This window comes from Pseudomonas sp. P4_C8 (assembly GCF_056401975.1).
The window spans coordinates 36,010-52,712 of record NZ_JBFUIH010000006.1 but is presented as its reverse complement, the minus strand read 5'-3'; the positions used below and the strand labels follow the sequence as shown (position 1 = coordinate 52,712).

Sequence of the window (16,703 nt, the reverse complement as noted above, 5' to 3'; positions counted from 1 at the left end):
GGCTGAAGCCATCTGTTTACCTATTTTTTTATTTTGAATCCTTAAAGGAGTGCGGCACATGTCAAAAGGGCATTCGCTACAAGACCCTTACTTGAATACTTTACGTAAAGAGAAAGTTGGGGTGTCTATCTACCTGGTCAACGGTATCAAACTGCAAGGCACGATTGAGTCTTTCGACCAGTTCGTTATCCTGCTGAAAAACACCGTGAGCCAGATGGTTTACAAACACGCTATCTCTACAGTGGTGCCGGTTCGTCCAATTCGTCTGCCTAGCGCAACCGAATCCGAAGCAGGTGACGCTGAGCCAGGTAACGCCTGATAGGAGTCTCCTTTGTTCTTTGAGCGCCACGGTGGTGGTGAGCGAGCCATTCTCGTTCACTTGGATGGTCAGGACCCTGAGGCGCGCGAAGATCCGCAGGAGTTCCAGGAATTGGCAATATCGGCAGGTGCCGAGACCGTCGCGTTTTTTAACGTGCCGCGTCATCGGCCAACCGCCAAATACCTGATTGGCAGCGGCAAGGTCGAGGAATTACGCGACCTGGTCAACGCCGAGCAGGTAGATCTGGTGATTTTCAATCACATCCTCACGCCCAGTCAGGAACGTAACCTTGAACGTGTGTTCGAGTGTCGCGTGATCGACCGCACGGGTCTGATTCTCGATATTTTCGCCCAACGCGCCCGCACCCATGAAGGCAAGCTCCAGGTCGAACTGGCCCAGCTTGAGCACATGAGTACGCGGCTGGTTCGTGGCTGGACTCACCTTGAGCGGCAGAAAGGCGGTATCGGTCTGCGCGGTCCGGGTGAAACCCAGCTCGAAACCGACCGACGCCTGTTGCGGGTTCGCCTGCGGCAAATCAAGGGGCGTCTGGAGAAGGTCCGCAGCCAGCGCGAGCAGTCTCGTCGCGGGCGCAAACGTGCTGACATTCCAACGGTTTCACTGGTGGGATATACCAACGCCGGCAAATCGACGCTGTTCAACTCGGTGACTGATTCCGACGTCTTCGCTGCTGATCAGCTCTTCGCGACCCTCGACCCGACCTTGCGCCGACTCGAACTCGATGACCTCGGGCCGATCGTGCTGGCCGACACAGTGGGCTTCATTCGTCATCTGCCTCACAAGCTGGTTGAGGCATTTCGAGCTACGCTCGAAGAGTCGAGCAACTCTGACTTGCTGCTGCATGTGATCGACGCTCATGAACCCGAGCGTATGGCCCAGATTGAACAGGTCATGGTGGTGCTCGGGGAGATCGGGGCGCAAGACTTGCCGATCCTTGAGGTATACAACAAACTCGATTTGCTCGAGGGCGTAGAGCCGCAGATCCAGCGCGATGCCGATGGCAAACCGCTGCGGGTCTGGTTGTCGGCCAAGGACGGTACAGGCCTGGACCTGCTCAAGCAGGCCCTGGCCGAGTTGCTTGGGGATGATTTGTTTGTAGGTACCTTGCGCTTGCCGCAACGTTTTGCTCGACTGCGTGCGCAATTTTTTGAAGTCGGTGCGGTACAGAAAGAAGAACACGACGAAGAAGGCATCAGCTTGCTGGCCGTTCGCTTGCCACGGATCGAATTGAATCGATTGGTGAGCCGCGAAGGTTTGCAGCCGAATGACTTCATCGAGCAACACACTTTGCAATAAAAGCCTGAGAAAGCGGTTGTGTCGTGGTGACAGGCATTCTGTAGCATTGGTCGGCGCGCCGTGGGTGCGTCTTTGCTTTATCAGATGGAGAGCGCTATGGCTTGGAATGAGCCGGGTGGCAACTCGAATAATCAGGATCCTTGGGGTGGCAAGCGCCGCAATAACGGCGACCGCAAGGGACCACCGGATCTCGACGAGGCCTTCCGAAAGCTGCAGGAAAGCCTGAACGGGTTGTTCGGTGGTGGTAAGAAACGCGGTGATGACGGCGGTGGTTCGGGCAAGAGCGGCGGCTTCGGCGGCATTCTTGGCATCGGCCTTGTCGTGCTGGCGGCTGTTTGGCTGTACAGCGCGGTCTACGTCGTCGACGAGCAGGAGCAAGCCGTGGTGCTGCGCTTCGGCAAGTACTACGAAACCGTCGGCCCGGGCCTGAACATCTATTTCCCGCCGATCGACAAGAAGTACCTGGAAAACGTTACGCGTGAGCGTTCGTACACCAAGCAGGGGCAGATGCTGACCGAAGACGAGAACATCGTCGAAGTGCCGCTGACCGTGCAATACAAGATCAGCAACCTGCAGGATTTCGTGCTGGATGTCGATCAGCCGGAAATCAGCCTGCAGCAAGCGACAGACAGTGCCTTGCGTCACGTGGTGGGCTCTACCGCCATGGACCAGGTACTGACTGAGGGCCGTGAGTTGATGGCCAGCGAGATCAAGGAGCGTCTGCAACGCTTCATGGATACCTATCGCACCGGTATCACCGTTACCCAGGTCAACGTTCAGAACGCAGCGGCACCGCGTGAAGTCCAGGAAGCCTTCGATGACGTGATCCGTGCCCGTGAAGACGAGCAGCGTTCGCGTAACCAGGCTGAAACCTATGCCAACGGCGTCGTGCCGGAAGCCCGTGGTCAGGCCCAGCGTATCCTCGAGGATGCCAATGGTTACCGTGACGAAACCGTCTCGCGCGCCAAGGGTGAGGCTGATCGCTTCACCAAACTGGTCTATGAATACCGCAAGGCTCCTGAAGTTACCCGCGAGCGTCTGTACCTGGACACCATGCAGGAAGTCTTCACCAACACCAGCAAGGTACTCGTGACCGGCAACAAGAATGGCCAGAGCAATCTGCTGTACTTGCCGCTGGACAAGATGGTCGAAAGTGGTCGCACCACCAGCAGCGCTCCGGCTTCGGGCGCGGCAGCCAGCAGCAATGAAGCGAATACGCGTGCAGCAGCTGATCTGCAACAACAGCAAGCACGTACCAGGGAGAGTCGCTGATGAGCAATAAATCGCTGATCGCCCTTATTGTCGGCGTCGTCGTGGCGATCGCGGCCTGGAACTGCTTCTACATCGTGGCTCAGACCGAGCGTGCGGTGTTGCTGCAGTTCGGTCGCGTGGTTCAGGCCGATGTTCAGCCGGGCCTGCATGTGAAAGTGCCTTACGTTAACCAGGTGCGTAAATTCGACGCACGCCTGATGACGCTGGATGCACCGACGCAACGCTTCCTGACGCTGGAAAAGAAAGCCGTCATGGTGGATGCCTTCGCCAAGTGGCGCGTGAAAGACGCCGAGCGCTTCTACACCGCAACTTCCGGGCTCAAGCAGATCGCCGACGAGCGTCTGTCCCGTCGTCTGGAATCGGGCCTGCGTGACCAGTTCGGTAAGCGCACGCTGCATGAAGTGGTTTCTGGTGAGCGTGACGCGCTGATGGCTGACATCACCGCTTCGCTGAACAAGATGGCGGAAAAAGAACTGGGCATCGAAGTCGTCGATGTTCGGGTCAAGGCCATCGACCTGCCGAAAGAAGTGAACCGCAGCGTGTTCGAGCGTATGAGCACCGAGCGTGAGCGTGAAGCTCGCGAGCACCGCGCCAAGGGTAACGAGCTGGCAGAAGGCATCCGTGCCGACGCCGATCGTCAGCGCCGCGTGTTGCTGGCTGAAGCCTATCGTGAATCTGAAGAGGTTCGCGGTGACGGTGATGCCCAGGCATCTTCCATCTACTCCAAGGCCTACGGCCAGGACCAGGAGTTCTACGCGTTCTACCGTAGCCTGCGTGCCTACCGTGAAAGCTTCGCGAACAAATCCGACGTCATGGTCCTGGACCCAAGCAGCGACTTCTTCCGTTACCTGGAAAAAGCCAAGCCTTGATACCGCGTTGACCTGAATCATCCCCCGCCTGGCGGCTAAAGCCTCGGGCGGGGTGATCCTTTGGGAAAACGTGTGTATGATGCGGCAGCCGGGAAATTCCCGGCTTTTTTGCGTCTGCACGTTTGATTGCTGTTTTCAGGCAGAAGACCGAGTTGAATGACTCGACAGGATTTTCGAGGAAAGTGGTTGGCGAAGCCGGTTTGAGGCTTTTCGCCGTGTTGTTCATGCGCGTGGTTTGCACATGAACCGATCATTTTCTGCTTCACTCAAGGCTCGCCCGACGGCTTGCCGCCCGGATCATAGGGGAATGGCGTAATGGCAACGGTAGACCGCTGGCTGCTGCCAGATGGCATCGAAGAAGTACTGCCACCAGAAGCGGCGCGCATTGAAGTGGCGCGTCGTCAGGTGTTGGATCTGTTCCAGAGCTGGGGTTACGAGTTTGTCGTGACTCCCCATATCGAGTACCTGGAATCCCTGCTGACCGGCGCGGGCTCGGACCTCGATCTGCGTACCTTCAAGGTCATCGACCCGCAATCGGGCCGGCAGATGGGTTTCCGTGCCGACATCACGCCGCAAGTGGCGCGCATCGATGCGCACACCTTGCGTCGCGAAGGCCCGAGCCGTCTGTGCTATGCCGGTAGCGTGCTGCACGCTCAGCCGCGTGCGTTGTCATCCTCGCGCAGCCCGATTCAGTTGGGTGCCGAGTTGTATGGCGATGGCAGCCCGAGCAGCGATGTGGAAGTCATCAGTCTGATGTTGGCTATGCTGCAACTGGCCGATGTGCCGGATGTGCACATGGATCTCGGCCATGTCGGCATCTACCGTGGCTTGGCCCGCGCCGCCGGATTGTCCGGCGAAGTCGAGCAACAATTGTTCGATGCGTTGCAACGCAAAGCCATCGACGAGGTCATTACCTTGACCGAAGGCCTGCCTGCCGACTTGTCGGGCATGCTGCGCGCATTGGTTGATTTGTGTGGCGGCCGTGAAGTGTTGAGCGCTGCCCGCGAGCGTCTGGCGAATGCGCCGGCCCCTGTTCTGGCTGCTCTGGACGACCTGTTGGCGATTGCCGAACGTTTGTCCGTGCGTTTCCCGGAACTGCCGCTGTACTTCGACCTGGGCGAGTTGCGCGGTTACCACTACCACACCGGTGTGGTGTTCGCGGTGTTCGTGCCGGGTGTTGGCCAGTCCATTGCCCAGGGCGGTCGTTACGACGATATCGGCGCCGACTTCGGTCGCGCTCGTCCGGCCACCGGCTTCTCTACCGATTTGAAAACCCTGGTGACCCTGGGGCGTGCTGAAATCGAGCTACCGTCTGGCGGTATCTGGATGCCTGACAGTACGGATGCGGCACTCTGGCAGCAGGTTTGCCAGTTGCGCAGTGAGGGTCAGCGTGTCGTTCAGGCATTGCCTGGGCAACCATTGGCCGCCGCCCGTGAAGCGGACTGCGACCGGCAATTGATTCAGCAGAACGGGCTTTGGCAAGTATTGCCGCTGGCTTCTTGAGTTTTCCTGCCGGCCGCCGCCGGCACCAAGTTTGCGCGAATGAGGACAAGTGTTATGGGTAAGAATGTCGTAGTCCTGGGCACCCAATGGGGTGATGAGGGCAAAGGCAAGATCGTTGATCTGCTGACCGAACATGCTGCCGCCGTAGTGCGCTACCAAGGTGGCCACAACGCTGGTCACACTCTGGTGATCGACGGCGAGAAAACCGTCTTGCACCTGATCCCTTCGGGCGTGCTGCGCGAAGGCGTGCAGTGCCTGATCGGTAACGGCGTGGTGGTTGCACCCGACGCTCTGCTGCGGGAAATCATCAAGCTGGAAGAGAAAGGCGTACCGGTACGTGAGCGCCTGCGTATCAGCCCGTCCTGCCCGCTGATCCTGTCCTACCACGTTGCGCTGGACCAGGCTCGTGAAAAGGCCCGTGGCGAGCTGAAGATCGGTACCACCGGTCGCGGCATCGGCCCGGCTTACGAAGACAAGGTTGCACGTCGCGGTCTGCGCATCGGTGACCTGTTCCATCGTGAGCGTTTCGCCGCCAAGCTGGGCGAGTTGCTGGATTACCACAACTTCGTACTGGTCAATTACTACAAAGAACCAGCGATCGACTTCCAGAAGACTCTGGACGAGTGCATGGAGTACGCCGAGCTGCTGAAGCCGATGATGCTCGACGTCACCGCCGAGCTGCACGAGCTGCGTCGCGCTGGCAAAGACATCATGTTCGAAGGCGCCCAAGGCTCCCTGCTGGACATCGACCACGGTACCTACCCGTACGTCACCAGCTCCAACACCACTGCGGGCGGCATCGCCACCGGTTCGGGTTTTGGTCCGATGTACCTGGATTACATCCTGGGCATCACCAAGGCCTACACCACTCGCGTCGGTTCGGGTCCGTTCCCGACTGAGCTGTTCGATGACGTTGGCGCGTTCCTCGCCAAGCGTGGCCACGAGTTCGGCGCGACCACTGGCCGTGCCCGTCGTTGCGGCTGGTTTGACGCCGTCATCCTGCGTCGCGCTATCGACGTCAACAGCATTTCGGGTCTGTGCCTGACCAAGCTGGACGTACTGGACGGTCTGGAAACCATCAACATCTGCGTTGGCTACAAGAACCAGGATGGTGCGGTGATCGACGCACCGACTGACGCCGACAGCTACATCGGCCTGGAGCCGGTGTACGAAGAGATGCCGGGCTGGACCGAATCCACCGTCGGTGCCAAGACGCTGGAAGAGCTGCCGCAAGCTGCTCGCAACTACATCAAACGCGTTGAAGAGTTGGTCGGTGCGCCGATTGACATTATTTCGACGGGCCCGGACCGCAACGAAACCATCGTTCTGCGTCACCCGTTCGCCTGATAAGTCGTTGATGTACAACACAAAGGCCCCTTAATTGGGGCCTTTGTCGTTTATGCCTGTCGGACGGCATGACCTTTGCTGTGATCTTGATTAAAAGCATCGCTTCCAGCGCGCCATCAATTTAATGGCGCCAAAGCAGAGGGATTTTAAGTGTCAGCCGTTCTCTCATTGTTACAAAGCCGTTTATTGCGGCCCGTGTTCGTTACCTTGGGTATCGCCCTTTTGGTGCAGGTGCTGGTGGCTGTTGCCCTGACCCGGAGCACAGTGACTGCGCTGGAAGCCGATCTGGGTGTGCGCCTGGGCGCCGACAGTCAAAAACTCTCTGGCGAACTTGAGCAGGCGGGGCGTGAAGTCACGTCGAGCCTCGACAGCCTCTCGACCAGCACGCGTCAGCGCCTCACCGCCGGTTTGTCCTCGCGTTTGAAGGATGAGCAGGCACAGTTGCGAGCCACGCTGGAAAAAGACCTGAAGGACTCCGCCAATGATATGGCGCAACTTCTGGCCTCGGTCGCCCCCCGCGCCATGTGGGACAGCGACGTACCAACCCTGTCTGAATTTGCCCGTCGGGCACAGCGCAATCCCAATGTGTTGTTCGTGGTTTACGACGATGCAGCGGGGCAGCACCTGACGCGTTATCTGAATCGCGAAAACCCGATCAACAAGGCCTTGTTGGAAAAAGGTCAGGGCGAGCGCGCGCTGGACAAGGTGCTGGATGCGGCGAAGAACGATCCATCGGTTTATTACCTTGAGGCCTCGATCAACCCTAACGGCGTGGAAATCGGCAAGGTTTTGATGGGGGTCTCGACCGCCTCGGTGGAAACCGACCTGGCGGCCCTCGACAAGCGTTTCTCGGCGCTGATTGCCAGCAGTGATCAACTGGTCGGCGATAGCCTCAAGGGTGCGGCCGCAGACAGTGCTGCGGCCATGGGGGCGCGTTTGCAGTCGGCGCAGTCCACGGCGTCTGAAATGAAAGTCAATACCGCCAGTACTGTGCAGGAAGCGGCGGCGACCTTGCGCTGGCGCATCGGCATGGGCCTGGCGCTGGTCGGTTGCGGTGTGCTGCTGTTGCTGGCCGTGGTGCTGGGACGTCGAGTGGTCAACCGCTTGAAGCTGCTGATCAGCGCCATGGATGACCTGGCGGCGGGCGAGGGCGACCTGACCAAGCGCGTGCAGATCAACAGCAAGGACGAAATCGGCGACATGGCTTCGGCGGTCAATCGCTTTGTGGATAAGTTGCAGCCGATTGTGCGCGAAGCGGGCGATGTGGCTCAGCGTACCGGCGTGGAAATCGGCGCCATGACCCTGCGTAATGCCGGGGCTGATAAGGCGGCGGGCATGCAGCGCGATGAAGTGGCCGAGAGTTTGCGCGCGTTGTCGCGGATGGCTGATGAAGCCCAGTCTGAAAGTCACGCCATGCAGGCTGCGTTGCAGCAGGTGGTCGACATTCGTTCGGCCACTGATGAAAACACCCGGACCTCGGCGAAAGTCGGCAGCCTGATCGAAGCGTTGGCCGGGCAGGTCGATACCGGTGCGAAAGTCATCGAGCGGCTGGCGCAGCAGAGTGAGCAGATTGAAGTGGTGTTGACGGTGATTCACGGGATCGCCGAGCAAACCAACCTGCTGGCACTGAACGCAGCCATCGAAGCGGCGCGTGCGGGCGAGACCGGTCGCGGGTTTGCCGTGGTGGCTGACGAAGTACGGGCGCTGGCGAGCAAGACGCAGAGCTCGACCGGCGACATTCAGGCGCACATCGTTGCCTTGCAACAAGGTGCGCGTGAAGCGGTGGCTGCGATTGGTCAGGCGGGACGTCAGGCCAGCGAAGGTTTGCTGGTATTGCGCGACAGTGCGCGGTTGCAGCAGTCGGTGCAGGCGTCGGTCGAGCAGGTGCATGCGGCGATTGGTCTGGCGACTCAGGCCGCTGCGCATCAAGCGCAAGGCGCGCAAGCAGTGCGGGGGCGGGTTGAAACCATTCATGCGCAGGCTGAAAAGGCTGCTCAGGCGGTGGTGGAAACCACGGCCAGTGGCAAGGTGCTGGATGGGCTTGCGGCACAGTTGAAGGCGAGCCTGGGGCAGTTCAGGGCCTAAGACTTGCATTGGCTGGTCTGGCCCCTTCGCGAGCAGGCTCGCTCCCACAGTTGATTGAGGTGTTCACCAACAACCACTGTGGGAGCGAGCCTGCTCGCGAAAGCGGTCTCAACGGCTCAAATACATCCGAGTTGTTAACAAATAAACCGGCACTCCAGACACCAAAATCAACAACGCCGCATAAGGCGCCGCCGCCGCAAACTCCACGTTTGCGGTATGCGCCCAGACCTCAGTCGCCAGGGTGTTGAGCCCGGTCGGACTCAGGAGCAGCGTCGCCGTGAGCTCCTTCATCGCATCCAGAAACACCAGCGCAAACGCGGCGCCCAACGCTGGGAAAATAATCGGCAGCGTAATCCGGCAAAACGCGCTGAAGGATGTAGCCCCCAGCGTGCGCGCCGCCTCTTCCAATTGCGGCGCAGCCTTGTTCAAGGCCGTTCGAATCGGCGCCTGTGCCAGCGGCAGAAACAGCAGCGCATAAGCGATCAGCAGCAATGCCGATGTCTGGTACAGCGCCGGCACATAGTGCAGCGCGAAGTACACCAGCGTCAGCGCAATCACCAGGCCCGGCAGCGCATGCAGCAGATACGGCAAGCGCTCGGCCCAGATCGCCAATTGACCTTTGTAGCGCACCACCAGCAACCCCACCGGCACGGCCAGCACCAGGCAGAGCGCTGCACCGCCGAGGGAGAGTGCAAGAGATGACAGCAGCGCCTCGCTGATTGCGGCTACCGGGAACGCTGCTGAAGAACCGACCGCCAGCCAGTACACCAGCATCCCCAGTGGTATGCCGCTGCCGATGATCGCCAGGGTTAGGCAGTAAAGCTGTCCGGCACCTGCCCAGGGCCCTAATTGAACCTGTTCCGCCTGCCGCGCCGCGCCTTGGCCGGTACGAACATGCCGGCCCTTGCCGCGAACCCGCAATTCCAGCCACAGCAATACCAGGCACAGCGCCAGCAACACCGCCGAAAGCATCGCCGCGTTGGCATTGCTGAATTCCAGTTCGAACTGCTGATAAATCGCCGTGGTAAAGGTTTGCAAACCGATGATCGACAGCGCGCCGAACTCCACCAGCATGTGCAGCGCGATCAGCAGTGACCCCGCCAGCAATGATGGCCAGAGCAGCGGCAGTGTGATTCTGAAAAACACGCCCCAGCGATTCTGTCCAAGCGTGCGGGCGGACTCTTCAAGAGAGGGATCAAGATTGCGTAACGTCGCCGCGACTGGCAGAAAGATCAGTGGGTACTTGGACAGCGTCATCACCAGAATCGCCCCGCCCAAGCCTTCGAAGTGAGCGCTGAGCGAAACCCAGGTAAAGCTGCTGACAAACGCCGGAACGGCGAACGGCAAGCAGAGGATGACACCCCACAAACGCCGTCCAGGCAGGTTGCTGCGTTCCAGTAGCCAGGCCAGTGACAGGCCGATCACGCCGCAGGCCAGCGTCACGCCAGCCATCAGTGCCAACGTATTGCGCAGAAGTCCAAACACATAAGGCCGCCACAGCAGATGCAGCGCCTCGGCCCAGCCGGCTTGCCAGGCCTTTAGCCCGACGTACATCAGCGGCAACAGACTGAGCACCACCAGCAGCAGAACCGGCAGCAGCAGCCAGATCGATGGCCGCTTGCGCCGTGGCACGTAACCCCCGCGCGAAGCGGGGGTGGATAACGATGCGCTCATCAGTTCAAGCCAACGTCACGTTCCAGGTCCAGGGCTTGTTCGGCATTGCCCAGATCCGCTGGCGTGACGTTCGGTGCTTGCAGTTCGCTGAACGGCTTGAGGCCGCGATCCGATTCCATGCCTTTGTGCAGCGGGTATTCCGCGGTGGTCTGGGTGATTACCCGCTGACCCTCTTCGCTAGCCATATAGGCGAGGAATTGTTGGGCTTCTTGTGGGTGTTTGCTGGATTTCAGCACGGCCGCGCTGGAAACGGTGATCAGCCCGCCAACGTCGCCGCCGGTGAAGTAATGCAGTTTCGAATCGAGCTGGCCCTTCTCGCGTTGCAAGGCGAACCAGTAATAGTTATTCACCAGTACGGTGGCAACTTCGCCATTTTCCACGGCTTTCAGGGCGACCATGTTGTTGCTGTAGGTCTTGCCGAACGCGCGCAGGCCGGTCAGCCATTCTTCGGCCGCATCCATGCCGTGCACTTTGATGATCGCCACGGCCTGTTCCTGAAAGGCGCCACTGGTAGGCACGAAGCCGACCTTGCCTTGCCATTTTGGATTGGAGAAATCCATCACCGACGTGGGCAGGTCCTTTTCATCAATCAGCTTGGGGTTAAACGCAACGACCCGCACCCGGGCCGTGATACCTATCCAGGTGCCGTTGCCCGCTACATATTCCTTGGGCAAAACCGCCAGCGTGGCGTCGTCGGTCTTGGCCAGCAGGCCTTGCTCGCCCAGTTTGTTCAACGGCGGCGACTCTTCGGTGTAAATCACATCGGCGGGGGAGCGATCGCCTTCTTCCACGATCTGGCTGGCGAGCTGGTTGCTGCTGCCTTTGCGTACGTTGACGTGGATGCCGGTCTTGGCTTCGAAAGCCTTGGCGATGGCGTCACCGACTTCCTTGTGTTGACCGTTATAGAGTGTCAGGGAAACCGGGTCGGCAGCCTGGGTGAGGGGAGTGGTGAGTACCAGGCCGAGGAGGGTGAAGGTCAGGCCGCGGCGCAGGGTATTTCGAAACATCATTCGCAAGGTTCCTCACTGTCGCATTGCAAAAACTTGCAACAATGATAAACGATATTGTTTCTCAAGTGCGCCTTGCTGGCCTGGGAAGTGTCTGCTAGAGCGGCTGGCGACAAGGATTTGTTTATCGTCGTATGCTTGCTCATGGCCTCGCCCTCGCTGTCGTTGGCTTTCATAGAATGCCACCGTGGCGCATCGACGCCTCGGCTTGGGCGAGTCCATTCAATTACAGGTCGTGTGTTTCTTAAGAGGGGGATTGGTTTTCGGAAGCCAGAAACGCAAAAACCCGCTTTCGCGGGTTTCTGTGAAATTCAAGATCGTGACCTTGAATTTGAATTGGTGCCCAGAAGAAGACTCGAACTTCCACGACCTTGCGGTCACCAGCACCTGAAGCTGGCGTGTCTACCAATTTCACCATCTGGGCATTCATCGCAAGCGTTGCCGCTGTTGATGTGGCGCACTATACGGAGAGCGTTTTGATCTGTAAACCCCTGATTTAGATTTATTAAATCAGATGCTTAGAATGCAAAAACCCGCTTTCGCGGGTTTTTGTGTGAGCCTTGAAATTGAACTAATCTCAAGCTCGAAATTGGTGCCCAGAAGAAGACTCGAACTTCCACGACCTTGCGGTCACCAGCACCTGAAGCTGGCGTGTCTACCAATTTCACCATCTGGGCAGTATCGGCAGCGCGTCTGCGTCGTCGATGGCGCGCACTATACGGAGCGTCTTTTTAACTGTAAACCCCCGACATCAAAAAAATCTGGAAAATTTCACCAGTGGTCTTCAAATCAGCGTTGCGATGTCGATAAAGGGCTTTAGAAGGGCTGTCATAGCTTGAAATTTCCCGTTTCATTACGCCTATGCCAAACTAACCCGCATATAGACAAGGTGAAAACTCTCTAATGGCCGATTGGCAGTCCCTCGATCCCGAGGCCGCTCGTGAAGCGGAAAAATATGAAAACCCTATTCCTAGCCGCGAACTGATCCTTCAGCACCTTGCTGATCGAGGTTCGCCTGCTAACCGCGAGCAGCTGGTCGAAGAGTTTGGTCTGACCACAGAAGACCAGATCGAAGCCCTGCGTCGCCGCCTGCGCGCCATGGAGCGCGATGCTCAACTCATCTATACCCGTCGCGGTACCTATGCGCCGGTGGACAAGCTCGACCTGATCCTGGGCCGCATCAGCGGTCACCGTGACGGCTTCGGCTTCCTGGTTCCGGACGACGGCAGTGACGACCTGTTCATGAGCCCGGCGCAAATGCGCCTGGTATTCGACGGCGATCGTGCCCTGGCCCGTGTTTCCGGCCTCGACCGTCGCGGTCGCCGCGAAGGCATGATCGTCGAAGTGGTCTCTCGTGCTCACGAGACCATCGTCGGTCGCTACTTCGAAGAAGGCGGCATCGGCTTCGTCGTTGCGGATAACCCGAAGATCCAGCAAGAAGTGCTGGTCACACCGGGCCGCAATGCCAATGCCCAGATCGGTCAATTCGTTGAGGTGAAGATCACTCACTGGCCGACACCACGCTTCCAGCCGCAAGGCGACGTGGTCGAAGTCGTGGGCAATTACATGGCGCCGGGCATGGAAATCGATGTCGCCCTGCGCACCTACGACATTCCTCACGTCTGGCCTGAAGCGGTCTTGAAAGAAGCCGCCAAGCTCAAGCCGGAAGTTGAAGAGAAAGACAAAGAGAAGCGCATCGACCTGCGTCATCTGCCGTTTGTGACCATCGACGGTGAAGACGCGCGCGACTTCGATGACGCGGTTTACTGCGAATCCAAGCCGGGCAAGCTGCGCCTGTTCTCCGGTGGCTGGAAGTTGTACGTGGCGATTGCCGACGTTTCCAGCTATGTGAAAATCGGTTCGGCCCTGGACAACGAATCCCAGGTTCGCGGCAACTCGGTGTACTTCCCCGAGCGCGTTGTGCCGATGCTGCCTGAGCAGCTGTCCAACGGCCTGTGCTCGCTGAACCCGCACGTCGATCGTCTGGCCATGGTTTGCGAGATGACCATCTCCAAGTCCGGCGAAATGACCGACTACTGCTTCTACGAAGCGGTGATTCACTCCCACGCCCGCCTGACTTACAACAAAGTCAGCGCGATGCTGGAAACGCCGAAACTCACCGAGGCGCGTCAGCTTCGTGGCGAGTACAACGACGTTCTGCCGCACCTCAAGCAGCTTTACGCGCTGTACAAAGTGCTGCTGGCCGCTCGTCACGTGCGTGGCGCGATCGACTTCGAAACGCAGGAAACCCGGATCATCTTCGGGACCGAGCGCAAGATTGCCGAAATCCGCCCAACCGTTCGTAACGATGCGCACAAGCTGATCGAGGAATGCATGTTGGCGGCCAACGTGGCCACCGCCGAATTCCTGAAAAAGCACGAAATCCCGGCGCTGTACCGCGTCCACGATGGTCCGCCGCCGGAGCGTCTGGAAAAACTGCGCGCCTTCCTGGGTGAGCTCGGCCTGTCCCTGCACAAAGGCAAGGATGGCCCGTCGCCGAAGGACTACCAGGCCTTGCTGGCAAGCATCAAGGACCGTCCGGATTTCCATCTGATCCAGACCGTCATGCTGCGTTCGTTGAGCCAGGCGGTGTACAGCGCTGATAACCAGGGCCACTTCGGCCTGAATTACGAAGCCTATACCCACTTCACCTCGCCGATCCGCCGCTACCCGGACTTGCTCACGCACCGGGCGATCCGCAGCGTCATCCATTCCAAGCAGAACACGCCGCACGTTCGCCGTGCCGGCGCGATGACCATTCCGAAAGCGCGCATCTATCCGTACGACGAAGCGGCGCTGGAGCAACTCGGCGAGCAGTGCTCTATGAGCGAGCGCCGTGCCGACGAGGCTACGCGCGATGTTGTGAACTGGCTCAAGTGCGAGTTCATGAAGGATCGCGTCGGCGAATCGTTCCCGGGTGTGATCACCGCCGTGACCGGTTTTGGCTTGTTCGTCGAACTGACCGATATCTACGTCGAAGGCTTGGTGCACGTCACCGCGCTGCCGGGCGATTACTACCACTTCGACCCTGTGCACCACCGCCTCGCCGGTGAGCGTACCGGTCGCAGCTTCCGTCTGGGCGACACCGTTGAAGTGCGCGTGATGCGCGTTGACCTCGACGAACGCAAGATCGACTTCGAGATGGCTGAAAAAACCATCAGTGCGCCAATTGGACGCAAGAAGCGCGGAACCGAAACAACCGCTCCTGCCGCTAAAACCGCCGCAGAACCGGCACCGGCAAAAACCGGTCGTCGTCCTGCCAAGGAAAAAGCTGTCGAAGCTTATCGCCCAAGCGATGCCGCGGCAAAAAACGCCGAGCTGCGTAAAAGTCGTGAAATGAAGCAGGCGTTGCTGTCTGAAGCGAAAAGCGGCGGTAAAGCGGCGTCTGGGGGAAAGACCGGGCGGTCGGCGCCTGACAAGGCTCCCGGCGGCAAGCCAGCAAAACCGAGTAAACATCGTAAAGGCCCGCCAAAAGCGGGTGCTGCTCCAGCCGGTAGAAGCGGCGGGGCGCGTAAACCTAAGGCCAAACCATGAGTCAGTTGGAAAAGATCTACGGCGTGCATGCGGTAGAAGCATTGCTGCGTCACCATCCGAAACGCGTCAAGCAGATCTGGCTGGCGGAAGGTCGCAGTGATCCGCGCGTGCAAACGCTGATCGAACTCGCCGCCCAGAACCGCGTAGCGGTCGGTCAGGCCGAGCGTCGTGAGCTGGATGCGTGGGTTGAGGGTGTTCACCAGGGCGTGGTGGCGGACGTGAGTCCTAGCCAGGTCTGGGGTGAGGCGATGCTCGACGAACTGCTGGACCGTACCGAAGGCGCACCGCTGCTGCTGGTGCTCGACGGCGTGACCGATCCGCACAACCTCGGCGCTTGCCTGCGTTCGGCCGATGCGGCCGGTGCGCTGGCGGTGATCGTGCCGAAGGACAAGTCAGCCACGCTGACCCCGACGGTCCGTAAAGTGGCCTGTGGCGCGGCGGAAGTGATTCCGTTGGTCGCCGTGACCAACCTGGCGCGCACCCTGGAAAAACTCAAGCAGCGTGGTTTGTGGGTTGTCGGTACGGCGGGCGAGGCTGAGCAGAGTCTGTATCAGCAAGACATGACCGGCCCGACCATTCTGATCATGGGCGCAGAAGGCAGCGGCATGCGTCGCCTGACCCGCGATCTTTGCGACTACCTGGTGCATTTGCCAATGACTGGCAGCGTCAGCAGTCTCAACGTGTCCGTGGCGACCGGTGTTTGCCTGTTCGAGGCTCAGCGTCAGCGGAGCGTCAAGGCTGCCGCAGTCGGCAAAAAGTCTTAAGTCAGCTGTAATTCCTGTGGGAGCGAGCCTGCTCGCGAATGCGGAGTAACATTCGGCATCAATGTTGAATGTCAGGCCCCCATCGCGAGCAGGCTCGCTCCCACAGTGTTTTGTGTTTGGGTGAAGATGGGTGGTTGTTCAAATAATCACCAATTGCCTTGCACCTCTCCTGTCCCTTCTCTACAATTGCGCCCCTTGCTGTGACGGCAGGCACGCATGTGTCTATCGCAAGCAAGTCCATAAGTGTCATTCACTCCTTGTCTGACCGCTTTTGAGCGGCAGGCTACAACCCGTAAGGAGCATTCATGCGTCATTACGAAATCATCTTTTTGGTCCACCCGGATCAAAGCGAGCAAGTCGGCGGCATGGTTGAGCGTTACACCAAGCTGATCGAAGAAGACGGCGGCAAAATCCACCGTCTGGAAGATTGGGGCCGTCGTCAACTGGCCTACGCAATCAACAATGTTCACAAGGCTCACTACGTGATGCTGAACGTTGAGTGCACTGGCAAGGCCCTGGCCGAGCTGGAAGACAACTTCCGCTACAACGATGCAGTGATCCGTAACCTGGTCATCCGTCGCGAAGAAGCCGTTACCGGCCAATCCGAGATGCTCAAGGCTGAAGAAAACCGCAGTGAGCGCCGTGAGCGTCGCGACCGTCCTGAGCACGAAGGCGCTGAAAGCGCTGATAGTGATGACAGCGACAACAGCGATAACGCTGACGAGTAATCCACGGACCTTTTGAGGAGCCTATTACATGGCACGTTTCTTCCGTCGTCGTAAATTCTGCCGCTTCACCGCTGAAGACGTGAAAGAGATCGATTACAAAGATCTCAACACTCTGAAAGCTTATGTATCCGAGACCGGCAAAATCGTTCCAAGCCGCATCACCGGTACCAAAGCACGTTATCAGCGTCAGCTGGCCACCGCTATCAAGCGCGCCCGCTTCCTGGCCCTGCTGGCCTACACCGACAGCCACGGCCGCTGAGACCGGGCAGTCGACACGTAGCAAAGGA

The 16,703-nt window shown here is 59.0% G+C and carries 13 protein-coding genes and 2 tRNA genes; 11 read left to right on the top strand and 4 right to left on the bottom strand.

Annotated elements, in window-relative coordinates; all coding sequences use genetic code 11:
• Nucleotides 1–58: 58 nt before the first annotated feature.
• The 7 genes from hfq (at nucleotide 59) to AC1DWM_RS05585 (ending at nucleotide 8,709) form a co-directional block, all read left to right on the top strand.
• Nucleotides 59–319: an RNA chaperone Hfq gene (gene hfq, locus AC1DWM_RS05615; RefSeq protein WP_007902656.1), complete on the top strand. Its 261-nt coding sequence runs from the start codon at nucleotides 59–61 to the stop codon at nucleotides 317–319.
• 12 nt (nucleotides 320–331) lie between these two features.
• Nucleotides 332–1,633 (top strand): ribosome rescue GTPase HflX, encoded by a 1,302-nt coding sequence (gene hflX, locus AC1DWM_RS05610; RefSeq protein WP_223520172.1) that lies wholly within the window; start codon nucleotides 332–334, stop codon nucleotides 1,631–1,633.
• A 96-nt stretch (nucleotides 1,634–1,729) separates the two neighbouring features.
• Nucleotides 1,730–2,905: an FtsH protease activity modulator HflK gene (hflK, locus tag AC1DWM_RS05605; RefSeq protein WP_223520174.1), complete on the top strand. Its 1,176-nt coding sequence runs from the start codon at nucleotides 1,730–1,732 to the stop codon at nucleotides 2,903–2,905.
• The gene (hflC, locus tag AC1DWM_RS05600) at nucleotides 2,905–3,774 is read left to right on the top strand and encodes a protease modulator HflC (protein WP_223520176.1); all 870 of its coding nucleotides are present in this window, start codon (nucleotides 2,905–2,907) and stop codon (nucleotides 3,772–3,774) included. Before hflK ends, hflC begins: the two co-directional genes overlap by 1 nt.
• Nucleotides 3,775–4,089: 315 nt before the next feature.
• Nucleotides 4,090–5,277, top strand: a complete 1,188-nt coding sequence (locus AC1DWM_RS05595) for an ATP phosphoribosyltransferase regulatory subunit (protein WP_007945592.1) — start codon at nucleotides 4,090–4,092, stop codon at nucleotides 5,275–5,277.
• A 54-nt stretch (nucleotides 5,278–5,331) separates the two neighbouring features.
• Nucleotides 5,332–6,624, top strand: a complete 1,293-nt coding sequence (locus tag AC1DWM_RS05590) for an adenylosuccinate synthase (RefSeq protein ID WP_010464193.1) — start codon at nucleotides 5,332–5,334, stop codon at nucleotides 6,622–6,624.
• A 150-nt stretch (nucleotides 6,625–6,774) separates the two neighbouring features.
• Entirely contained in the window at nucleotides 6,775–8,709 is a 1,935-nt protein-coding gene (locus AC1DWM_RS05585) for a methyl-accepting chemotaxis protein (RefSeq protein ID WP_477794775.1), read from the top strand.
• A 108-nt stretch (nucleotides 8,710–8,817) separates the two neighbouring features.
• Here the strand turns inward: AC1DWM_RS05585 and AC1DWM_RS05580 are convergent, their stop codons facing one another.
• The 4 genes from AC1DWM_RS05580 to AC1DWM_RS05565 form a co-directional block, all read right to left on the bottom strand.
• The gene (locus AC1DWM_RS05580; protein ID WP_477794774.1) at nucleotides 8,818–10,383 is read right to left on the bottom strand and encodes an ABC transporter permease; all 1,566 of its coding nucleotides are present in this window, start codon (nucleotides 10,381–10,383) and stop codon (nucleotides 8,818–8,820) included.
• The gene (locus tag AC1DWM_RS05575) at nucleotides 10,383–11,393 is read right to left on the bottom strand and encodes an iron ABC transporter substrate-binding protein (RefSeq protein WP_477794773.1); all 1,011 of its coding nucleotides are present in this window, start codon (nucleotides 11,391–11,393) and stop codon (nucleotides 10,383–10,385) included. The genes AC1DWM_RS05580 and AC1DWM_RS05575 overlap by 1 nt, the downstream gene beginning before the upstream one ends.
• Nucleotides 11,394–11,727: 334 nt before the next feature.
• Nucleotides 11,728–11,814: transfer RNA gene (locus AC1DWM_RS05570), tRNA-Leu, on the bottom strand.
• 166 nt (nucleotides 11,815–11,980) lie between these two features.
• A tRNA-Leu gene (locus AC1DWM_RS05565) sits at nucleotides 11,981–12,067 on the bottom strand.
• Nucleotides 12,068–12,293: 226 nt separating this feature from the next.
• Here AC1DWM_RS05565 and rnr point away from each other — a divergent pair.
• The 4 genes from rnr (at nucleotide 12,294) to rpsR (ending at nucleotide 16,675) form a co-directional block, all read left to right on the top strand.
• Nucleotides 12,294–14,924, top strand: coding sequence for a ribonuclease R (gene rnr, locus AC1DWM_RS05560; RefSeq protein ID WP_223520184.1), 2,631 nt, complete (start codon nucleotides 12,294–12,296; stop codon nucleotides 14,922–14,924).
• Entirely contained in the window at nucleotides 14,921–15,688 is a 768-nt protein-coding gene (gene rlmB, locus AC1DWM_RS05555; protein ID WP_223520186.1) for a 23S rRNA (guanosine(2251)-2'-O)-methyltransferase RlmB, read from the top strand. Before rnr ends, rlmB begins: the two co-directional genes overlap by 4 nt.
• A gap of 305 nt (nucleotides 15,689–15,993) precedes the next feature.
• Nucleotides 15,994–16,416: a 30S ribosomal protein S6 gene (gene rpsF, locus AC1DWM_RS05550; protein WP_003217491.1), complete on the top strand. Its 423-nt coding sequence runs from the start codon at nucleotides 15,994–15,996 to the stop codon at nucleotides 16,414–16,416.
• A gap of 28 nt (nucleotides 16,417–16,444) precedes the next feature.
• Entirely contained in the window at nucleotides 16,445–16,675 is a 231-nt protein-coding gene (rpsR, locus tag AC1DWM_RS05545) for a 30S ribosomal protein S18 (RefSeq protein WP_002551829.1), read from the top strand.
• Nucleotides 16,676–16,703 lie beyond the last annotated feature (28 nt).